This is a genomic window from Streptomyces sp. NPDC030991 (assembly GCF_055571235.1).
The window spans coordinates 341422-357723 of sequence record NZ_JBVIFR010000001.1; the positions used below are offsets into that span (position 1 = coordinate 341422).

The following is a 16302-nucleotide window of genomic DNA, read 5'->3' on the forward strand; positions in this document are numbered from 1 at the left end:
GGAGCTCAGACGACGTGCGTCACCATCGGTACCAGCGGCCCTTGCGGCCGCCGCTCGCGGCGGGCCGGATCAGGAAGCCGAGCAGCCACACCACCAGCACGATGATCGCGATCCACCACAGCGCCTTCAGCGCGAAGCCCGCGCCGAAGAGGATCAGAGCCAGAAGAAGAACCAGAAGCAGGGGAACCATCGTTATCAACCTCCTGGCCCTCGTGTGCTCTTGGCGGGACCCGACAAACACACAAGGGGTGCGTTACTTTCACGGGTTGCAGGGAATGCGACCGCCCGCACACGTCAACGGCCCAGCCGGCGGCGGGCGTCGAAGCGCAGCAGCACCCGCACGACCCGCCACACCGCGGCGACGACGCCGAGCGCGGCGCCCGCTGTCAGAAGGTTCTTCCGCACCGGCCCGGACACGTCGGCAACCAGCGTGGGAACCAGGAACGCCGCGAACACGAGAGCGGCCAGCACCGCGGCCGTGACCAGCGCGAACATGATCTCCACCGTCATGGCGTCCTTCTCCGTACGCGATTCCCGCCCCATGCCCATGCCGCCAGTCGTATCAGACCCGCGCAAGTCCTCCGCCCCGGCGTTCCTCCTGGGACACTGCGAGGCATCGGCGCGGTGCGGACGGGGGCGTGGCGATGCGGTATTGGTGGCGTGGTTCGTGGGTGGGCGCGGTGCTGGCCACCGGGGTGCTCGCGGCGGTGGTGATCCGGGACGGGAGCCTCGCGGGGACGGGCCCCCTGCTGTCGGTCCTCGGGTTCCTCGTCTCGCTGGCCGGGCTGGTGCACAACACGCGGCGACCGGCGCCCTCGATCGCCCCCGGCGTGCAACTGGACGGTGTCGCGGCGGACTTGGCCGTCGCCGTGCGGGCCCAGTGGCAGGCCGAGTGGCGGTTGCGGCGGCTCCAGGACCCCGAGCCGCTCGCCGTACGCTGGTCCCCGGCGCCCGCGTGGCTGGCCGATCTCGACGAGGCCGTCGGATGGCCCGCCCAGGACACCGAGCGCCCCGACATCGCCGGACAACTCGCCGACGTCTCCCAGGTGTTCGGGTACGTTCCGTCGCGCCGCCTGGTCGTGCTGGGCGAACCCGGCAGCGGGAAGACCGTGCTCGCGGTGCGTTTCCTCCTCGACCTGCTGGCGCGGCGCGGTGCGGGCGATCCCGTTCCCGTGCTGTTCCAGGCGTCCACCTGGGACCCGCACCGGCAGGATCTGCGCCGGTGGCTGGCGGACCGGCTCGTGGCCGGATACCCCGCGCTCGGGCCCGAGGGGGCGTCAGGAACCGCACTGGCAAAGGAACTTGTGGCCGCCGGGCGGATCCTCCCCGTACTGGACGGCCTCGACGAACTGGCCGAACCGCTGCGCGCCCGGGCCGTATGGCGCCTCAACACGGAACTCGACGCGGGCTCCCCGTTGCTGCTGACCTGCCGCGGCGGCGTCTACGCGGAGGTCGTCGCCGACGGTGACGTACTGACGGCGGCCTCGGTCGTCGAACTGCGCCCGCTGGACTTCGAGGACGCGGCCGGGTACCTGGCGCGCACCGCCCGGCCCGTGCGGGGACCGGCCGGGGAACGTGCCACGGCCTGGGACCCCGTACTCGAACACGTCAGGCGCCATCCGAACACTTCCAGGGCCCGGTGCCTGGAGCAGGTGCTGGCGAGCCCGTTGATGGTGGCGATGGCCCGCTCGGTGTACGAGGACCCCGGCGCCGACCCCGGCGAGCTCCTGCACCGCCCCGGGTTCGACGAACCGGCCGCGGTGGAACGGCACTTGCTGGACGGTTTCGTCCCCGCCTCGTTCCGCACCTCGGCCCGCTGGGACAGCGACGAGGCCGTGCGCCTGCTCCGTTTCCTCGCCCGGCACCTGGAACGGCGCGGCGCCCCCGACCTCGCCTGGTGGCAGCTGGGTACCGCGCTGCCGCGGCCGTTGCGTCCACTGGGGCCGCTGCTGCTCCTCGGGGCCGTGGCGCTGACGTCCTGCCTCCTCGCATGGCGGGCCGGCGCCGGGCCCGTGGCGCCGGCCGCGACCACCGCGATCCTGGCCGGACTGTGCGCGGGGTACGCGGCCCTGTCCCGCGCGACCGTGCCGCTGCGCCGCAAGGTCCTGCTGTCGCTCGCCGGCGTCGCCGTGCCGGCCGCGATCGTCGGCGGGACGCGCCCGCTCGCCCGGGACACGTACACCGACCTGCCGTTCGCGGGGATGCCCGAGGTGGTCGGGTGGCTCACCGTCGGCGCGCTCTACGGGATCCTGGTGGCCGTCACCCTCGCCGTCATCGGCGTCACGGCCGAGCCCGGCCCCTCCACGATGGCGTTCCCCACGCTGCCCCGCCGCAAGTACGGGCGCTGGGTGTGGAAGGGGCTGGCGGGGCTCTTCGCGGCGGGGATGGCCACGGTCGTGGGCGGCACGGTGTTCTTCGACGCCTCCGGCGTCATGATCCTGGCCTTCGCGGTCGGCGGCGCCGTGCTCGGCGCCACCGTCGTCCGCGGAGAGGCGGGCGCCGCGGCCGGTTCGGCGGACGGGAGGGGCTCTCGCGGGCCCGGCCAGGCGCGGCGGTTCGGCGCGGCCCTGGTGCACGGGCTCGGGGTGGGGCTGCTCGCGGGGGCCGCCCTCGGCCTGACCTTCGCGGTGGCCGAGGGCGCGACCTCGGCCGGGCGGGCGGCCGTACGCGACGAGTTCCCGCTGCGCGCGCCGGTCCAGCGGGCGGCCGACGGCGGCCGGTTCGTGGTGGCGGACGACGGCGCCCGGTACGGTCTGGGCCCGGACGGCCGTCCGTACGTGCGGCCGGCGCGGCCGTTCACCGGAGTCGTGATCGCGGACTGCTACGGGTACCCGCTGCTGCTCTTCGCCGGCGACGTACGCGACCCCGACGCCCCGTGCGCCGAGGAGGGACGGCGCGGCCGGAGCTTCGAGGGAACCATCGAGGTGACCATGGGGGCCACACCGGAGGAGGACTTCCCCGTGCGTCTGCCCGACGGCCGTACAGCGGTGCCTTACGACGTGGAGGTCATCCTCGACAAGGCCGCCCTGGAGTGGGTCGAACAGCAGGACCCGGGCCAACTCCTGGGCTCCGCCGCGTCGTTCGGGCTGGCGGGCGGGCTGGGTATCGGCGTCGTCGCCGGGTTCGCCGCGGGCCTGCACCGGTGGCTCGGCGCCGCTGCCGACATCACCCGCGCGCTCGGCCCGGGGGCGAGTCTGCGTACGGACAGGGACACCGCGGTCGTCCGGGCGTTCCTGATCACGGTCGTCGGATTCTTCAGCGGCCTCCTGCTCGACGCCCCGCTGCCCGGGGACTCGGCCGTCGGCGCCCTCGTCTTCCTGCCCACCGGAGTCATCACCCTCGCCCTGTCCGCCTGGGGGCGGCTCCTCACGGCCCGGCTGTGGCTGTGCACGGCCGGGGCGCTGCCCTGGCGGCTGATGGCCTTCCTCGCCGAGGCGCACGAGCGGGGCGTGCTGCGGCAGGCCGGTGCCGTGTACCAGTTCCGGCACGCAAGGCTCCAGGAGCGGCTGGCGGCGGTGCGAGGGCCTGAGTGAGCGGCGGCCCGGTTCAGAAGTAGCGGGTGAAGGGGGACGAGTCGACGGCGAACAACCCGTGGAAGGGGGTGTCGAGCTGGTAGATGAGCAGCACGGTGAAGGTGATGAGGGCGGAGAGGCCCATCACCATCACGACGTGGGTGAAGCTGCGCTGCACACCGAACATGAACATGAAGGCGATGGTGAGGACGCCGCCGACGATCAGGCCGAACCAGATCGCCGGTGAGAGCCGTTCCGTGGAGTCGGCCTCCCGACCGCGGCGCGCCTCGTCCAGGGTGCTCAGCTGCGCCAACGTCTCCTGCCCTGTGGCCTGTTGGGCAGGGGTGGCGTCCGCGGGGACCTGACTCGTCGCGCGGACCTCGTTCAGCAGGCGCCACCCGGTCCGGCCCAGCGGGGCGCCCTCGGCCATGGCGGGCCACTCCATGTCGACGACGTGCCGGGTGTACGCCTCGATCTCGCCCCGCATCCGGCCGGCCTGCGCGGCGGGCAGGCCCGCGGCGAGCAGATGGATCTGGTGCGCGGCACTGGCCTCGGTGGCGGTGTGCTCCTCGGCGCCGGCGTGGGTGTCCCAGACCGTCACCAGGGCGAGGCCCAGCACGAGGGCGTAGAGGACGCCGACCATCATGGAGATGTACTCGGCGACGTCCTCGCGGGGTTCGTCGTCCGGCGCCGGTGGCCAGAAGCGGTGCTTGACCAGGACGACCGCGGCGGCGAGCACGGCGACGCCCAGGACGATGGCGAGGCTTTCGATCATCGGCGGGTCCCGTTCCGTGGTGGCGGGTCAGAGTCGGCGGGAGCCGAACACGGCGGCCGCGATGGCCGCGGGCAGCAGGATGAGGAACAGCGCGGTCAGCACGCCCAGGTCGGTGGGGCGGTGGTCCTCCGTGATGAAGCGCCTGAGCAGGGGGCGTCTCGACGGGGTCTGCTCCGGCAGCGCGGCCGGCGACTCGGCCGCCGACGGCACATCGGCCGTGGGCACACCGGCCGTGGGCACACCGGCCGTGGGCACACCTGCGGTCGGCACACCAGGGGTCGGCACACCGGCCGTCGGCACCACGGGCGGCGGTACCGCCGCCGGGGCCCTCCCGGCACCTACGCCCCTGCCCGGCCGGGCAGGGGCGGGGACGAGACCGGGGGCCGCTCCCCCGGGCAGGGCCGCCCCCGGCGGCGCGACCCCGCCCGGCACCGCGCCGGTCGCCGCGGCGCCGGGCGGTGCGATGCCCGGTGCCGCGATGCCCGGCGGCGGGGGCGGCAGGCGCAGCAGCGCGGCGATGGACGGCACCGGGGACCGCGCCGGAGGCGGCGGTGCGGGGCGCGGCCGCCGCACGGGGGTCACGGGCGCCGGGAGCCGCGGCGGCGCGGGGGTGGCGCGCGCCGGGGCGCGGAGCGTGAAACGTGCCGAGGCCCGCGCCGTGAGCCGGGGGGCGGGCATCGAGCCGCCGCGGGGGTCGAGGGTGCGGAGCAGGTCGCTGCCGTCGGCCCGCCCGGTGCTGACGTACGTGCCGGGGGCGCGCCGGACCACGGCCGTGCAGACGGCCCGGGCCCCGGCGGCGAGGTGGGCGACGACCGGCCGCCCGCCCGCGCAGGCGATCCGCTCGCGGGGCAGCGCCGGGTCGGTGAGGCGGACGCCGTGGACGGGCCGGTTGCCGTGGTTGGCCAGGACGTAGCGGATCCGCGCCCGGTCCGGGCCGCTGACGCGTGCCGTCTCGGTGAGGGCCAGGGCGGCGCCGACCCCGGCGTACCCGGAGCGCGCCGTCGCCTGCACCGCGGCGCGCAGCCGGGTCTGGCCGGTCGCCCGTACCTCGCCGATCCAGTCGCCGGGGCGGGCGGCGCCGGTCGCCGTGCAGCGCACCGAGTGCATCCCGGTCAGCATCCGCACCCGGCCGGGGCCGCCGGGGCAGCGGATCGCGGCGCCGGGCATCGCGGGGTCCCACACGCGTACCTCGTGCAGGTCGGCGCCGCCGTGGTTGACGAGCCGGTAGGACTTGACGACGGGGGCGCCGGTCCTGATGCCGGGGCGCAGGGCGCCCAGGCCGGGCCGGGTGTTCACCGTGACCGCGAGGGTCAGCCCGCGTGTTCCGGCGCCGTCGGCGGCGGAGGGCGCGGCGGCCGACCAGCCGCTCGCGGCCAGGAGAAGACCCACCGACAGCCACCGCACCGGCCGTGCCGACCGGTCCAGCCTCACACCCGCTCCTGCGATGATCACATCGGAAAGCTGGGCACAGACAGGTGCGGGACGTCGCCCTCGACACGCCCGCACGTGCGGGGATTCACCCGAGCGGCGGCAGCGGCCCTGCCGACCGGCCCGGCGCCGGTTCTACTGCTGGAGGGTGACATACCGGGCGCCGCGCTGTTGTGCGCGGCCCCGCCGAAGCGCTCAGGAACGAGGTGGCGGGGATGACAGCCCGGACAGCCGACGTCGTCGGCGAGCTGACGCCCGTACGACAGGAACCATCGGCGCGGCAGGCGCAGACCGACGCCGAACTGCTGATCGCGGCCTCGATCCTGCTCGCGGACGCCGCCCTCGCGGCGCGGCGGACCGGTGCGGAGCTGACCGCGGCCGCCGCCAGCTGGCGGGTCGCGCTGCAGGCGCTGCGGCGCCCCGGATGGGCGCTCGGCACCGCCCTGTCGGCGGCCCGCGCGATGTCGAACCCCGGCGGGCTCGGCCTCGCCGTCAACGGCGGAATGGTCGGGGAGACGGTCCGCTCGCTCGGCGCCGTGACGCGCCGGCGGCCCGCCTGCGTGGCGATGGCCGTGGACGCCTTCGCGCTGCGCATCGAGGCCGCGGCCCGTGAACACCCGAACCTGGCGGCGCCGCTCGCCAAACGGCTCACGGACGCCGTGGTCGCCGGTCGCAGGATCGAAGTGCTCCGCGCGACGAGGGAGTTGGTGGACCTTCTCGGCGTCACCCGCACCCTGACCACGATCAGCCCCGTGATCATGGAGCTGCTCGCGCTGGCCGGGCTGCTCGACGAGAACCCGACCAACGACAGCTTCGCGTGGGTCACCCTGGCCGGCGGCGTGCCCACCACCGACCCGCTCCTCGGCCTGCCCGCCGGGCTCATCCGGCACCTCAACCCGGGCGCGGGGCGGGCCGAGCGCGCGGAGGCCGACGCGATGCTGGCCCGCGTCCTGGAGCGGTCGGGCAACGACATCGTCCGCTACATCGACGCCATCTCCGCCCTCGGCAACCACGGGCTCGCCCTGCTGCGGCGCGTCGCCTGCGCGGACGGCGCCGAGCGCCACGTGCTGCTGCTGCCCGGCACCAGTTTCGGGCGGCTGAGCAACAGCACCCCGCAGGACCTCGTCGGCGCGTTCGACGCCCTGCTGCGCACCGACACCACGTACAGCCGCTCCGTGAAGCAGATGCTGGTGCGGGCGGGGGTCCCGGAGGGCTCGGAGCTGATGATCGTGGGGCACAGCCTCGGCGGCATCACCGCGATGAACCTGGCCGGCGACCTCGACTTCGTCTCCACGTACCGGCTGACGCATGTGATCACCGTCGGCTCCCCCATCGACACCAAGCGCCCCGCCGACCCCACGACCCGGGTGGTCAGCCTCGTCAACCAGCACGACGTGATCCCGGGCCTCGACGGTCGCGGCCCCGCCTCGGCGAACGACATCCCGGCCGACTGGATCGAGTTCTCCTGGCTGGACGAGACGTACGACTACCCGCTCTCCCACGCCCCGCAGGCGTACGCCGACACCCTGCGCGGCGGTGACGTCCCGTACCGCGCGAGCGTCAACGAACTCCTCACCCGCTACGACGGCGAGATCGTCAGCGACCAGCCCTACCTGCTGCGCGACAAGTGACGCCGCCAGCCCGCGACCTTCCCGAGGGAGACCGGCGATGAACGCCAGCGACACCCCGACCGCTCCTCGCCGGCCGACGACGGCCTGGCCCGTGGAGAACGCGCTGGTCAGCGCCGCACTCGCGGCCCAGCGCATCTCCTGGATCGACGCCCCCGCGCGCGCCTTCGGCCTCAAGCCGTTCACCCGGCAGCACCTGACCCGGCAGGTCCTGGCGCAACTGCGGCGCCGTACTTCGGGCCGGCCGACCCGGCTGCGCACCGCGTTCGGCACCTTCCTGATGCCGCTGGCCGCCGACGACGCCACGGGGCTGGTCCACGCGGCCGACGAGGCCGGGGCCCGGGGCACCGCCACCGCCCTCACGGCCGACGGCCGGCGTCTGCGGCTGACCCCCCATGCGGCGCTGCCGGTCTCTCTGGGCGCGATCCGTGCCGAGGTGCGGGCGGCCGCCGACGACACGGCCGCCGGGATCCATGCCACGCGGCGCCCGGACGGCGGTCTCGCCCGCGCCGACTGGTGCACCCTCGCCGCGCGTTTCGCCCGCCGGATCGTCCTCGGCGCCGACGCCGCCGACGACAGCCTCGTCAGCGCCATCCTGGAGATCGCGGCAGGGGCCGAAGACAGCACCGAGTACGCCTCCCGCGTGGCCGCGCTGCGCCGCCGTCTCGACCCGTACGTCCACGGCGCGCACCCGGGCGGGATCGCCGCGGCCGCGCTCCCGGACGGCACCAGGGACGCGGTGGTCGAGCACACACTGGAGATCGTCACCCGTGCCCTCACCGAAACGGCGGCGCAGGCGCTGGCACTGGTGACGGTGGAGCCGCCGCTGCCCGCCGACGACCGCGCCGAGCGGTCGGTGAGCGTGGCCCTGCGCCGGTATCCGCCGCTGGCCGCCACCGTGCACCAGGTTCTGACGCCGTTCACCTGGCACGGCGTCGGCGTCGACGCGGGCACCGAGATCCTGTGTGCGACCGCCTGGCTGCGCGACCTGGACGACGGGCAGGGGCACGCCGCCGGCGACCCGTCGGCGTCCCTGTGCGCGGCGCCCGCCCCCTGTACGGCGGCCGAGCTGGCCGTCCTCGCCGCCACCGAACTCGTCCGCGCCCTCCTCCGGCACGCCGAACCGGTCGTCCTGTCCCCGCACCTCACCGCCGGCGCGCTGCCGGCCGAGCTGCCCGCCGCGTCGCTGCGCCTCGCCCTCGCGGACGCCGACCACACGCCGGGCGGCGCCGACGCCCGCCCGGTGGCCGACGGGCAGGCACCGACCGCCGCCGGGCAGGGCGCCGACCGCTACGCCACGCTCGTCGCGGCCGGCGCCCGGGGCCTGGACGAGCACGCCCGCAGGCTCACCGAGTGCGCACGGCAGTCCGGCTGGAACCACGACGCGTTCGGCGAGCACTGCCGGATGACGCTGCTGGCCCACGCCCGGCGCTGTGCCCGCGCCGCCGCCGACGCGCGCCGGGCCGCCGAGTGGCTGGCGAACTGAGCGGGGCGCTCCCGCAGCCCGCCGATCACGCGTCACGGTCCGCGGGCCCGCAACCCGGTGCCCGACGCTTGCGGCTCACGACCCGCCGCTCACCGCTCACCGCTCACCGCCTGCGGCTCACCAGAACAGTGAGGCGCGGCGGCGCCGGTCCCGGTCGACCATGCTCTGGACGGTGAACCAGACCTCGTCGCAGAGCCGCCGCGCCGCGGCCGAGCGGGCGGCGAAGGAGGCGGCGGCGGGCGCCGGGGCGGGGATCGGCTCGCCGATGCTGATCCGCCACTTCGCCGGAAACGGCAGCAAGGTGGTCACGGGAAAGTACGGGAGGTCGAACCGGCGGGCCAGCGACCGGATCTCGCCCAGTTTGGGGTACGACTCCTCGGCGCCCACGATCGACACGGGCAGCACCGGCGCGCCGGTCCGGATCGCGGTGGCGGCGAACCCGGGGCCGAAGGGCCGCAGCCGGTAGCGCTGCGAGAACGGTTTGCCGACCCCGTCGAGCCCTTCCGGGAAGACGGCGACGAGGTGCCCCGCCGCCAGCCGGTCCCGGCCCAGCGTGGGATCGTCGGTGAAGGCGTGGTGCCGACGCGCGTACGAGGCGATCGGGGGCAGCCGGAAGGCCACCTCGGACGCGTAGAGGTGCACGGGGCGGCGCAGCTCGCGGTGGAGGAGCTTGTGCAGGACGAACGCGTCGAGGCCCCAGGCGCCCGAGTGGTTGGCGATCAGGAGCGCGGGGCCGGCGGGCGCCACGTTCTCCAGGCCCGAAACCTCGACGCGGAAGTAGTCGTCGACGAGCCGGCTCAGGACGCCGTCGAACAGCTCCGCGCCGACGTCGTCCAGTGTCCGCCCCTCCGCGGCCGCCGTCGCCTGTGCCGCCTCTGTCGCCTCTACTGCCTCTACTGCCTCTGTCGCCTGCGTCACTTCGGTCACAAGATCCCACTTTCTGCTGAAAATGGGGCGGCGCAAGACTAAAGGTGCCATTGAGGTGGTCTCTCTCACTAGCGCCCGACCGCCGGGCGGCGTTCAGGGAGAGGCCCGCCATGAGTACCTCTGCGTCACCTGCGACCGCGGATCTGATCACCGACCTGCTCGTCGGCAGGTTCGAGGTCGACCCGGCCGCCGTACGGGCCGACGCCCGGATGACCGAACTGCTCGTCGACTCGCTGATGGTCGTCGAGATGGCGATCACGCTCAAGGACGAGCTGGGGGTCAGCGCCACCGAGGACGAACTGCGAGAGCTCACCTTCGCCGAGTTCTCCGCCCGCGTCGACGAGCGTCGCGCCGGATGACGCGGGACACCGGCGTCGCGGTGACCGGGCTCGGCCTCGTCACCGCCGCCGGGCCCGACGTGGAGAGCACCTGGGCGGCGGTCCGCGACGGCCGCGCCACCGCCCGCCGGGACCCGGAACTGCGGGAGCTGGGGGCCTCCCTGAGCTGCCGCGTCGGCGACGTGCAAGGGCTGCGCCCGCGGCTGCCAGGGGCCGCCCAGCTCGATCCCGTCGCGCGGATGGGCCTGGCCGCCGTCGCCCAGGCGCTGGACACCGCCAAGCTCGACCCCGCGGCGTGGGACCCGACGCGCGTCGCCGTCGTCACCGGCTGTTCCGTCGGCGGCGTGCACACCCAGCACAGCGCCGCGGCACGGTTCGACGCCGACGGCCCGCAGAGCGTCTCCCCGTACTTCCTGACGGGCTATCTGCCCAACATGGTCTGTGCCACCATCGCCCTGCACCTCGGAGCGAGCGGGCCGACCCTGAACGTCGCGACCGCCTGCGCCTCCGGGGCCACCGCGATCGGCACGGCCCGCGATCTGCTCGCCTCCGGCCAGTGCGACATCGCCGTGGTCTGCGGTGCCGACGCGGCCGTCACCCCGCTCATCGTGACCGGCTTCGCCCAGCTCCGGGCGCTGTCCGACGTCGCCTCCCGCCCCTTCGACCGGGCCCGCGACGGCTTCGTCATCGCGGAGGGCGCGGGCGCCCTGATCCTGGAGCGGCCCGAGCACGCGGCCGCCCGCTCCGCGCCCCGGCTCGCCCGGATCGCCGGGTACGGGGCCGGCAGCGACGCCCACCACCTGGTGGCCCCGCACCCCGAGGGACGCCACGCCGAGCGGGCCCTGCGCGCCGCGCTCGCCGAGGCGGGGATCGCCCCCGGCGACGTGGACCACGTCAACGCGCACGGCACGTCGACCCCGCGCGGCGACGCGATGGAGGCGGCGATGCTGGCCCGGGTCCTCCCCCACCGGCCGCCCGTCACCTCCGCGAAGGGCGCCCTGGGCCACACTCTCGGGGCGGCGGGTGCGATCGAGGCCGCCCTGACGGTCCTGGCGCTGCGCGCGGACGTCGTCCCGCCCACGGCGGGGCTGGCCGACCAGGACCCGGCGCTCGACATCGACGTGGTCGCGGGTACGGCGCGGCCGGTCTCCTCGGCGTTCGCCGTCAGCAACTCCTTCGGCTTCGGCGGCCACAACGCGGTGCTGGTCCTGGCCCGCGACTGAACCCGCGCCCGCCCGAACCGGTGCCTTCAACTCTTCGGCGGCTTCGGCTATACGTCACTGCTGTACGTCACTGCTGTACGCCACTCGGGAAGTGGGGACGATGACGGTGCCGGAGCGGGAGCGGAAACACGAGCGGGGCCAGGACCAGGACCGGGGCTTCGGCGGACGCAAGGGGGTCGCTCTCGTCGCGGGCGGTACCGGTGGCATCGGCGCCGCGATCGTGCGGCTGCTCGTGCGTCGGGGCAGCGCGGTGCTGTTCACGTACCGCTCGAACAGGACCGCGGCCGACGCCCTGACCGCCGAACTGGCCGCGGAAGGCGCACACGTGCACGCCTTGCAGGCGGACTTGACGGTGGAGGCGGAGGCGGCGGCCGCCGTCCGCGACGCCGTCGACCGCTTCGGCGCGCTGCACACACTGGTGTACGCGGCCGGGCCGCACGTGCCGATGGTGCACCTGAGCCAGGTGCCGCCGGCCCGGTACCGCGAACAGTTGCACGCCGACGCGCTCGCCTTCTACCAACTGGTGCATCCCGCGCTCACGGCGCTGCGGGCGTGCGGCGGCGCCGTGGTCGCGGTCACCACGGCGGCCACGCGCCGGTACCCCGTCCGCGACGGCCTGTCGTCGGGCACGAAGGGCGCGGTGGAGGCCGTGGTGCGGGCGCTCGCGGCGGAGGAGGGCCGTTACGGGGTGCGGTTCAACTGCGTCGGGCCCGGCATGCTGACCGACGGGATCGCCGCCCGCCTGATCGAGGACGGGGAGCTCGACGAGGCCGCGTTGCGGGTGACGCGGCGCAATATCCCGCTGCGCCGCTTCGGCAGCGCGGGGGACATCGCCGAGGCGGTCGCCTTCCTCGCCTCGGACCGGGCCGGTTTCATCACGGGGCAGCACCTCGCGGTCGACGGCGGCTACACCGTCTGAGAGGCCGGGCGCGCAGGAGGGAGCGCCGCGACGGGTGCTCGACGCGAAGCCTCCACCGATACTGGCGTTGGATCGAGAAACCCTGATCGCGTCCGCCCGACGGCCTGGCCGGGCCAGTCGGGCGGGACGCAGGTCGGGGAAGAGTTGCCAACGCCACTCGGAGGGCACCCGTGAAAATGTTGATCAATGTGGCCGAGTCCGTCGTCGACGACGCGCTGCGAGGGATGGCCGCCGCTCACCCCGAGTTGACCGTGGACGTCGACAACCGGGTGATCCTGCGCCGGGACGCGCCGGTCGCCGGCAAGGTCGCGCTGGTGTCGGGCGGCGGGTCGGGGCACGAGCCGCTGCACGGGGGTTTCGTGGGCCCGGGGATGCTGCACGCGGCCTGTCCCGGAGAGGTGTTCACGTCGCCGGTGCCCGATCAGATGGTGCGGGCCGCCGCCGCGGTGGACAGCGGGGCGGGCGTGTTGTTCGTCGTGAAGAACTACACCGGTGACGTACTCAACTTCGACATGGCGGCCGAACTCGCCGAGGACGAGGGCATCCAGGTGGCCAAGGTGCTGGTCAACGACGATGTCGCGGTGGTCGACAGCCTCTACACGGCCGGACGGCGCGGGACCGGCGCGACCCTCTTCGTGGAGAAGATCGCGGGCGCCGCCGCCGAGGAGGGGCAGCCGCTGGAGCGGGTCGAGGCGCTGGCCCGGCAGGTCAACGAGAGTGCGCGGAGTCTCGGGGTGGCGTTGAGCGCGTGCACGACGCCCGCGAAGGGGTCGCCGACGTTCGATCTGCCCTCCGGTGAGCTGGAGTTGGGCGTCGGCATCCACGGCGAGCCGGGGCGGGAGCGGCGCTCCATGATGACGTCCGGTGAGATCGCCGACTTCGCCGTCGACGCCGTCCTGGAGGACCTGCGCCCGACGAGCCCCGTCCTCGTCCTCGTCAACGGCATGGGGGCGACCCCGCTCCTCGAACTGTACGGGTTCAACGCCGAGGTGCAGCGGGTCCTCGGCGAGCGCGGCGTACCCGTGGCCCGCACGCTCGTCGGCAACTACGTCACCTCCCTCGACATGGCGGGCGCCTCTGTCACCCTGTGCCAGGTGGACGAGGAGCTGCTGCGCCTGTGGGACGCGCCGGTCAGCACGGCCGGCCTGCGCTGGGGCATGTGACGGCCTGCCCCTCGTCCCCGTACCTACCACGCAAGGAGACCATGTGCTCGACGCCGACTTCTTCCGGCGCTGGATGGCGGCGACCGCGGCGGCGGTGGACCGCGAGGCCGCCCGGCTCACCGAACTCGACTCGCCGATCGGCGACGCGGACCATGGCAGCAACCTGCAACGCGGTTTCACCGCCGTGCGGGCCACGCTCGACAAGGACGCGCCGGACACGCCGGGGGCCGTACTCGCCCTGGCCGGGCGGCAGTTGATCTCGACGGTGGGCGGCGCGTCGGGGCCGTTGTACGGGACGCTGCTGCGGCGCGCCGGCAAGGCGCTCGGGGACGCCGCGCAGGTGAGCGAGGCCGAGCTGGCGCAGGCGCTGCGCGCCGGGGTGGACGCCGTGGCCGCGCTCGGCGGGGCCGCGCCCGGGGACAAGACGATGCTGGACGCGCTGGTGCCGGCGGTGGACGCGCTCGACGGTGGGGACTTCGCCGCGGCCCGGTCCGCGGCGGAGCACGGCGCGGAGGCGACGACGCCGCTCCAGGCCCGCAAGGGCCGGGCCAGTTATCTGGGCGAGCGCAGCATCGGGCACCAGGATCCCGGCGCCACGTCGGCGGCGCTGCTGATCGGCGCGCTGGCCGAGACCGCGGAGGACGCCTCGTGACCGCCCCCGACACGTCCGTCGGCGTCGTGCTCGTGTCGCACAGCCGGGACGTCGCCGAGTCGGTGGCACGCCTGGCCGCCGGGCTCGCCGGGGGCGGGGCCACCGCTCCCGTGGCCGCGGCCGGCGGGACGGCGGACGGCGGCTTCGGTACGAGTGCGGAGCGGATCTCGGCGGCGGCCGCGGAGGTGGACCGCGGCTCGGGCGTCGCGGTCCTGGTGGACCTCGGCAGCGCGGTCCTCACGGTGAAGGCGCTCCTCGCCGAGGAGGACGAACTCCCCGACGGCACACGCCTGGTGGACGCCCCGTTCCTGGAGGGGGCGGTGGCCGCCGTGGTCTCCGCGTCGGCCGGGGCGGACCTGGACGCCGTGGTGGCGGCGGCGTCGGAGGCGTACACGTACCACAAGGTGTGAGACGGCCGGCCGGACGTGCCCCAGCATGTCCGGCCGTCGTACGCCCTCTTGATGGAAACCCGGAACTCGTGCCATACAGGTCGCCTACAGGTCTGTACCAATACAGGTCTGTGCCCATCCGGTTCGAGCGGAAGGCACGCCCGTGCGACGCGTTCCCCCACGCACTCTGCTCCCCCGCGCGGCCTGCGCCGCCGCGCTGCTGACGGCCCTGACCGGCTGCGGCCTGCTCCCGGGCGGTGACGACGAGGCCGGCGGCCCGGCCCTGTCCGAACCGGTCGGCGTCACGGCGCAGGCCGGCAGCGCCACGACCGTGCACGTCATGTGGAACCGGCCGGTGAGCACCACGGACGTCACCGGGTACGAGGTGTACCGCGGTTCGGCGCGCGTCAGGGAGCTGACCGCCGAGCAGCACATGGTGGACGTCACCGGGCTGCGCGCGAAGTCCCGTTACGTCTTCACGGTCCGGGCCCGCGGCAAGGACGGCGCCCTGGGCCCCGCGAGCCGCCGCGTCACCGTCACCACCCCGGCCGCCGTCACCGCGGACACCTCCGCGCCGAGCAGGCCCGCGGGTGTGCGCGGGCAGGTGGACGGGGGGCGGGCCGTCTCCCTGTCCTGGCAGAAGGCGTCCGACGACAGGGCAGTCGTCTCGTACGACGTCTACCAGGGCACCACGAAGATCCACAGCGTCGGCGGTACGCGGACGCGGGCGCTGCTGACCGGGCTGCGGCCGGGCACGGCGTACACGTTCAGCGTGCGGGCGCGGGACGCCGCCGACAACGTCTCGCCCGCGAGCGACGCGGTGCGGCTGACCACGGCGCGCGGCACGGACGAGGGGCCGGGGACCGCGCCGGACGGCTTCCGTGCGACGACGCGGCGCGCGGACGGCGCGTACTACATCGATCTGGCGTGGACGCCGCCGCGGACCGGGGGCGAGGTGCCCGCGTACCAGGTGTTCCTGGACGGGCGGCAGGCGACGACGGTGATGTGGGGCGAGAGCGCCCCCGCGGACGGGGCGAAGTACAGCTTCTACATCGGCGAGGACGCGGGCGCCCGGCACCGGGTGAAGCTCCGGGGACAGCTGCCGGACGGGACGTGGGGCGCGTTCTCCCCGGAGCGGACGGTGACGACGGGAGGCTGACGGGCCGGGGCCGTACGGCGGAACACGTCACCTGCGCGGCGGCGGCCCGCATGCGCGCGGGGGCACGGCTGCGTTGAGTGGGTGTCAGGCAGCACGGGCATTGCCTACTCGGGCGGGCACGGGACGAACCGCCTCCCGTGCCGCCGGAGGGCAGCCGTCATGCGCACCACATCGCTCCTCGCTCCCCGCGCTCTCACCGTCGCGGCGGCGGCCGCGCTGCCGTTGGCCCTGGGGGCATCGGCGGCCTTCGCCGAGGGGGTCGACGTCTCGGCCGAAGGCTCCACGGTGACGGCCACGACGGCCTCCTGCCGCCACGGCGGCAACGCCGCGCTGCTGGAGTCCGGGCAGGCCGACTTCGCCGGGGGCAGGCAGACCGCGCTCAACTCGGGCAGGGCCATCTGGCGGGATCTCCGGCCGGGGACGTACCAGGTGGTGGTCGCCTGCTCCGACGGGTCGACCGTGGGGCCCGTGCCCGTGACCGTCCCGGCGCCCCCGGCCGCGACCCCGGCCGCCTCCGTGACCCCGGCCGCCTCCGTGACTCCCCGCCCGAGCGGCGCCGTGCGGGGCGGGCTCGGCGGAACGGTACGGGAGGTCGGCACGCCCGCGCTCGCCGCGGGCGGCTCACTGGTCGCCGCCGCGGTGGCCGGGGCCTGGTGCCTGCGCCGCCGCTCTACGCGGCCCCGCGGCTGACGACCGGCGCGTG

At 75.1% G+C, this 16302-nt stretch carries 16 protein-coding genes; 11 read left to right on the forward strand and 5 right to left on the reverse strand.

Annotated elements, in window-relative coordinates; translation table 11 throughout:
• Positions 1 to 19: 19 nt before the first annotated feature.
• Together ACZ45E_RS01670 and ACZ45E_RS01675 are read right to left on the reverse strand one after the other, a co-directional pair.
• On the reverse strand, positions 20 to 190 hold the full coding sequence (locus tag ACZ45E_RS01670) for a hydrophobic protein (protein ID WP_468215179.1): 171 nt from the start codon (positions 188 to 190) through the stop codon (positions 20 to 22).
• Between the two features lie 104 nt (positions 191 to 294).
• Complete coding sequence (locus ACZ45E_RS01675) at positions 295 to 549, reverse strand: DUF6332 family protein (RefSeq protein ID WP_468215182.1); 255 nt, start codon at positions 547 to 549, stop codon at positions 295 to 297.
• A 95-nt stretch (positions 550 to 644) separates the two neighbouring features.
• On the opposite strand from ACZ45E_RS01675, the gene ACZ45E_RS01680 reads away from it, so the two are divergent.
• On the forward strand, positions 645 to 3533 hold the full coding sequence (locus tag ACZ45E_RS01680; protein WP_468216000.1) for an NACHT domain-containing protein: 2889 nt from the start codon (positions 645 to 647) through the stop codon (positions 3531 to 3533).
• A 13-nt stretch (positions 3534 to 3546) separates the two neighbouring features.
• Here ACZ45E_RS01680 and ACZ45E_RS01685 read toward each other — a convergent pair whose 3' ends face one another.
• On the reverse strand, positions 3547 to 4287 hold the full coding sequence (locus ACZ45E_RS01685) for a bestrophin-like domain (protein WP_468215184.1): 741 nt from the start codon (positions 4285 to 4287) through the stop codon (positions 3547 to 3549).
• Positions 4288 to 4314: 27 nt separating this feature from the next.
• Positions 4315 to 5718 carry a hypothetical protein gene (locus ACZ45E_RS01690; RefSeq protein WP_468215186.1) on the reverse strand — a complete coding sequence of 468 codons (1404 nt, stop codon included), beginning with the start codon at positions 5716 to 5718 and terminating at the stop codon, positions 4315 to 4317.
• A gap of 212 nt (positions 5719 to 5930) precedes the next feature.
• Between ACZ45E_RS01690 and ACZ45E_RS01695 the strand changes: the two genes are divergently transcribed.
• Positions 5931 to 7346, forward strand: coding sequence for a lipase family protein (locus ACZ45E_RS01695; protein ID WP_468215188.1), 1416 nt, complete (start codon positions 5931 to 5933; stop codon positions 7344 to 7346).
• Positions 7347 to 7383: 37 nt separating this feature from the next.
• Complete coding sequence (locus ACZ45E_RS01700) at positions 7384 to 8829, forward strand: hypothetical protein (RefSeq protein ID WP_468215191.1); 1446 nt, start codon at positions 7384 to 7386, stop codon at positions 8827 to 8829.
• Positions 8830 to 8946: 117 nt separating this feature from the next.
• Here the strand turns inward: ACZ45E_RS01700 and ACZ45E_RS01705 are convergent, their stop codons facing one another.
• Entirely contained in the window at positions 8947 to 9747 is an 801-nt protein-coding gene (locus ACZ45E_RS01705) for a 1-acyl-sn-glycerol-3-phosphate acyltransferase (RefSeq protein ID WP_468215194.1), read from the reverse strand.
• 119 nt (positions 9748 to 9866) lie between these two features.
• On the opposite strand from ACZ45E_RS01705, the gene ACZ45E_RS01710 reads away from it, so the two are divergent.
• From ACZ45E_RS01710 to ACZ45E_RS01745, 8 genes are all read left to right on the forward strand, one after another.
• Positions 9867 to 10115, forward strand: a complete 249-nt coding sequence (locus ACZ45E_RS01710; protein ID WP_468215197.1) for an acyl carrier protein — start codon at positions 9867 to 9869, stop codon at positions 10113 to 10115.
• A complete protein-coding gene (locus ACZ45E_RS01715; protein WP_468215200.1) occupies positions 10112 to 11317 on the forward strand; it encodes a beta-ketoacyl-[acyl-carrier-protein] synthase family protein in 1206 nt (401 codons plus the stop codon). The genes ACZ45E_RS01710 and ACZ45E_RS01715 overlap by 4 nt, the downstream gene beginning before the upstream one ends.
• 100 nt (positions 11318 to 11417) lie before the next feature.
• Positions 11418 to 12236, forward strand: a complete 819-nt coding sequence (locus ACZ45E_RS01720; RefSeq protein WP_468215202.1) for an SDR family NAD(P)-dependent oxidoreductase — start codon at positions 11418 to 11420, stop codon at positions 12234 to 12236.
• A gap of 170 nt (positions 12237 to 12406) precedes the next feature.
• Positions 12407 to 13399 carry a dihydroxyacetone kinase subunit DhaK gene (dhaK, locus tag ACZ45E_RS01725; protein ID WP_468215204.1) on the forward strand — a complete coding sequence of 331 codons (993 nt, stop codon included), beginning with the start codon at positions 12407 to 12409 and terminating at the stop codon, positions 13397 to 13399.
• A 43-nt stretch (positions 13400 to 13442) separates the two neighbouring features.
• Complete coding sequence (gene dhaL / locus ACZ45E_RS01730) at positions 13443 to 14051, forward strand: dihydroxyacetone kinase subunit DhaL (protein WP_468215207.1); 609 nt, start codon at positions 13443 to 13445, stop codon at positions 14049 to 14051.
• A complete protein-coding gene (locus ACZ45E_RS01735; RefSeq protein ID WP_468215209.1) occupies positions 14048 to 14461 on the forward strand; it encodes a PTS sugar transporter subunit IIA domain-containing protein in 414 nt (137 codons plus the stop codon). The genes dhaL and ACZ45E_RS01735 overlap by 4 nt, the downstream gene beginning before the upstream one ends.
• Before the next feature lie 142 nt (positions 14462 to 14603).
• A complete protein-coding gene (locus tag ACZ45E_RS01740; protein WP_468215211.1) occupies positions 14604 to 15599 on the forward strand; it encodes a fibronectin type III domain-containing protein in 996 nt (331 codons plus the stop codon).
• 159 nt (positions 15600 to 15758) lie between these two features.
• Positions 15759 to 16289: a hypothetical protein gene (locus tag ACZ45E_RS01745; protein ID WP_468215213.1), complete on the forward strand. Its 531-nt coding sequence runs from the start codon at positions 15759 to 15761 to the stop codon at positions 16287 to 16289.
• Positions 16290 to 16302 lie beyond the last annotated feature (13 nt).

What these genes read in the sequence shown, in the direction of transcription:
- ACZ45E_RS01680 (WP_468216000.1), top strand. Translation starts at nt 645, where the DNA reads ATGCGGTATTGGTGGCGTGGTTCGTGGGTGGGCGCGGTGCTGGCCACC.
- ACZ45E_RS01700 (WP_468215191.1), top strand. Translation starts at nt 7,384, where the DNA reads ATGAACGCCAGCGACACCCCGACCGCTCCTCGCCGGCCGACGACGGCC.
- ACZ45E_RS01710 (WP_468215197.1), top strand. Translation starts at nt 9,867, where the DNA reads ATGAGTACCTCTGCGTCACCTGCGACCGCGGATCTGATCACCGACCTG.
- ACZ45E_RS01675 (WP_468215182.1), bottom strand. Translation starts at nt 549, where the DNA reads ATGGGCATGGGGCGGGAATCGCGTACGGAGAAGGACGCCATGACGGTG.
- ACZ45E_RS01670 (WP_468215179.1), bottom strand. Translation starts at nt 190, where the DNA reads ATGGTTCCCCTGCTTCTGGTTCTTCTTCTGGCTCTGATCCTCTTCGGC.
- ACZ45E_RS01695 (WP_468215188.1), top strand. Translation starts at nt 5,931, where the DNA reads ATGACAGCCCGGACAGCCGACGTCGTCGGCGAGCTGACGCCCGTACGA.
- ACZ45E_RS01685 (WP_468215184.1), bottom strand. Translation starts at nt 4,287, where the DNA reads ATGATCGAAAGCCTCGCCATCGTCCTGGGCGTCGCCGTGCTCGCCGCC.
- ACZ45E_RS01715 (WP_468215200.1), top strand. Translation starts at nt 10,112, where the DNA reads ATGACGCGGGACACCGGCGTCGCGGTGACCGGGCTCGGCCTCGTCACC.
- ACZ45E_RS01745 (WP_468215213.1), top strand. Translation starts at nt 15,759, where the DNA reads ATGCGCACCACATCGCTCCTCGCTCCCCGCGCTCTCACCGTCGCGGCG.
- ACZ45E_RS01720 (WP_468215202.1), top strand. Translation starts at nt 11,418, where the DNA reads ATGACGGTGCCGGAGCGGGAGCGGAAACACGAGCGGGGCCAGGACCAG.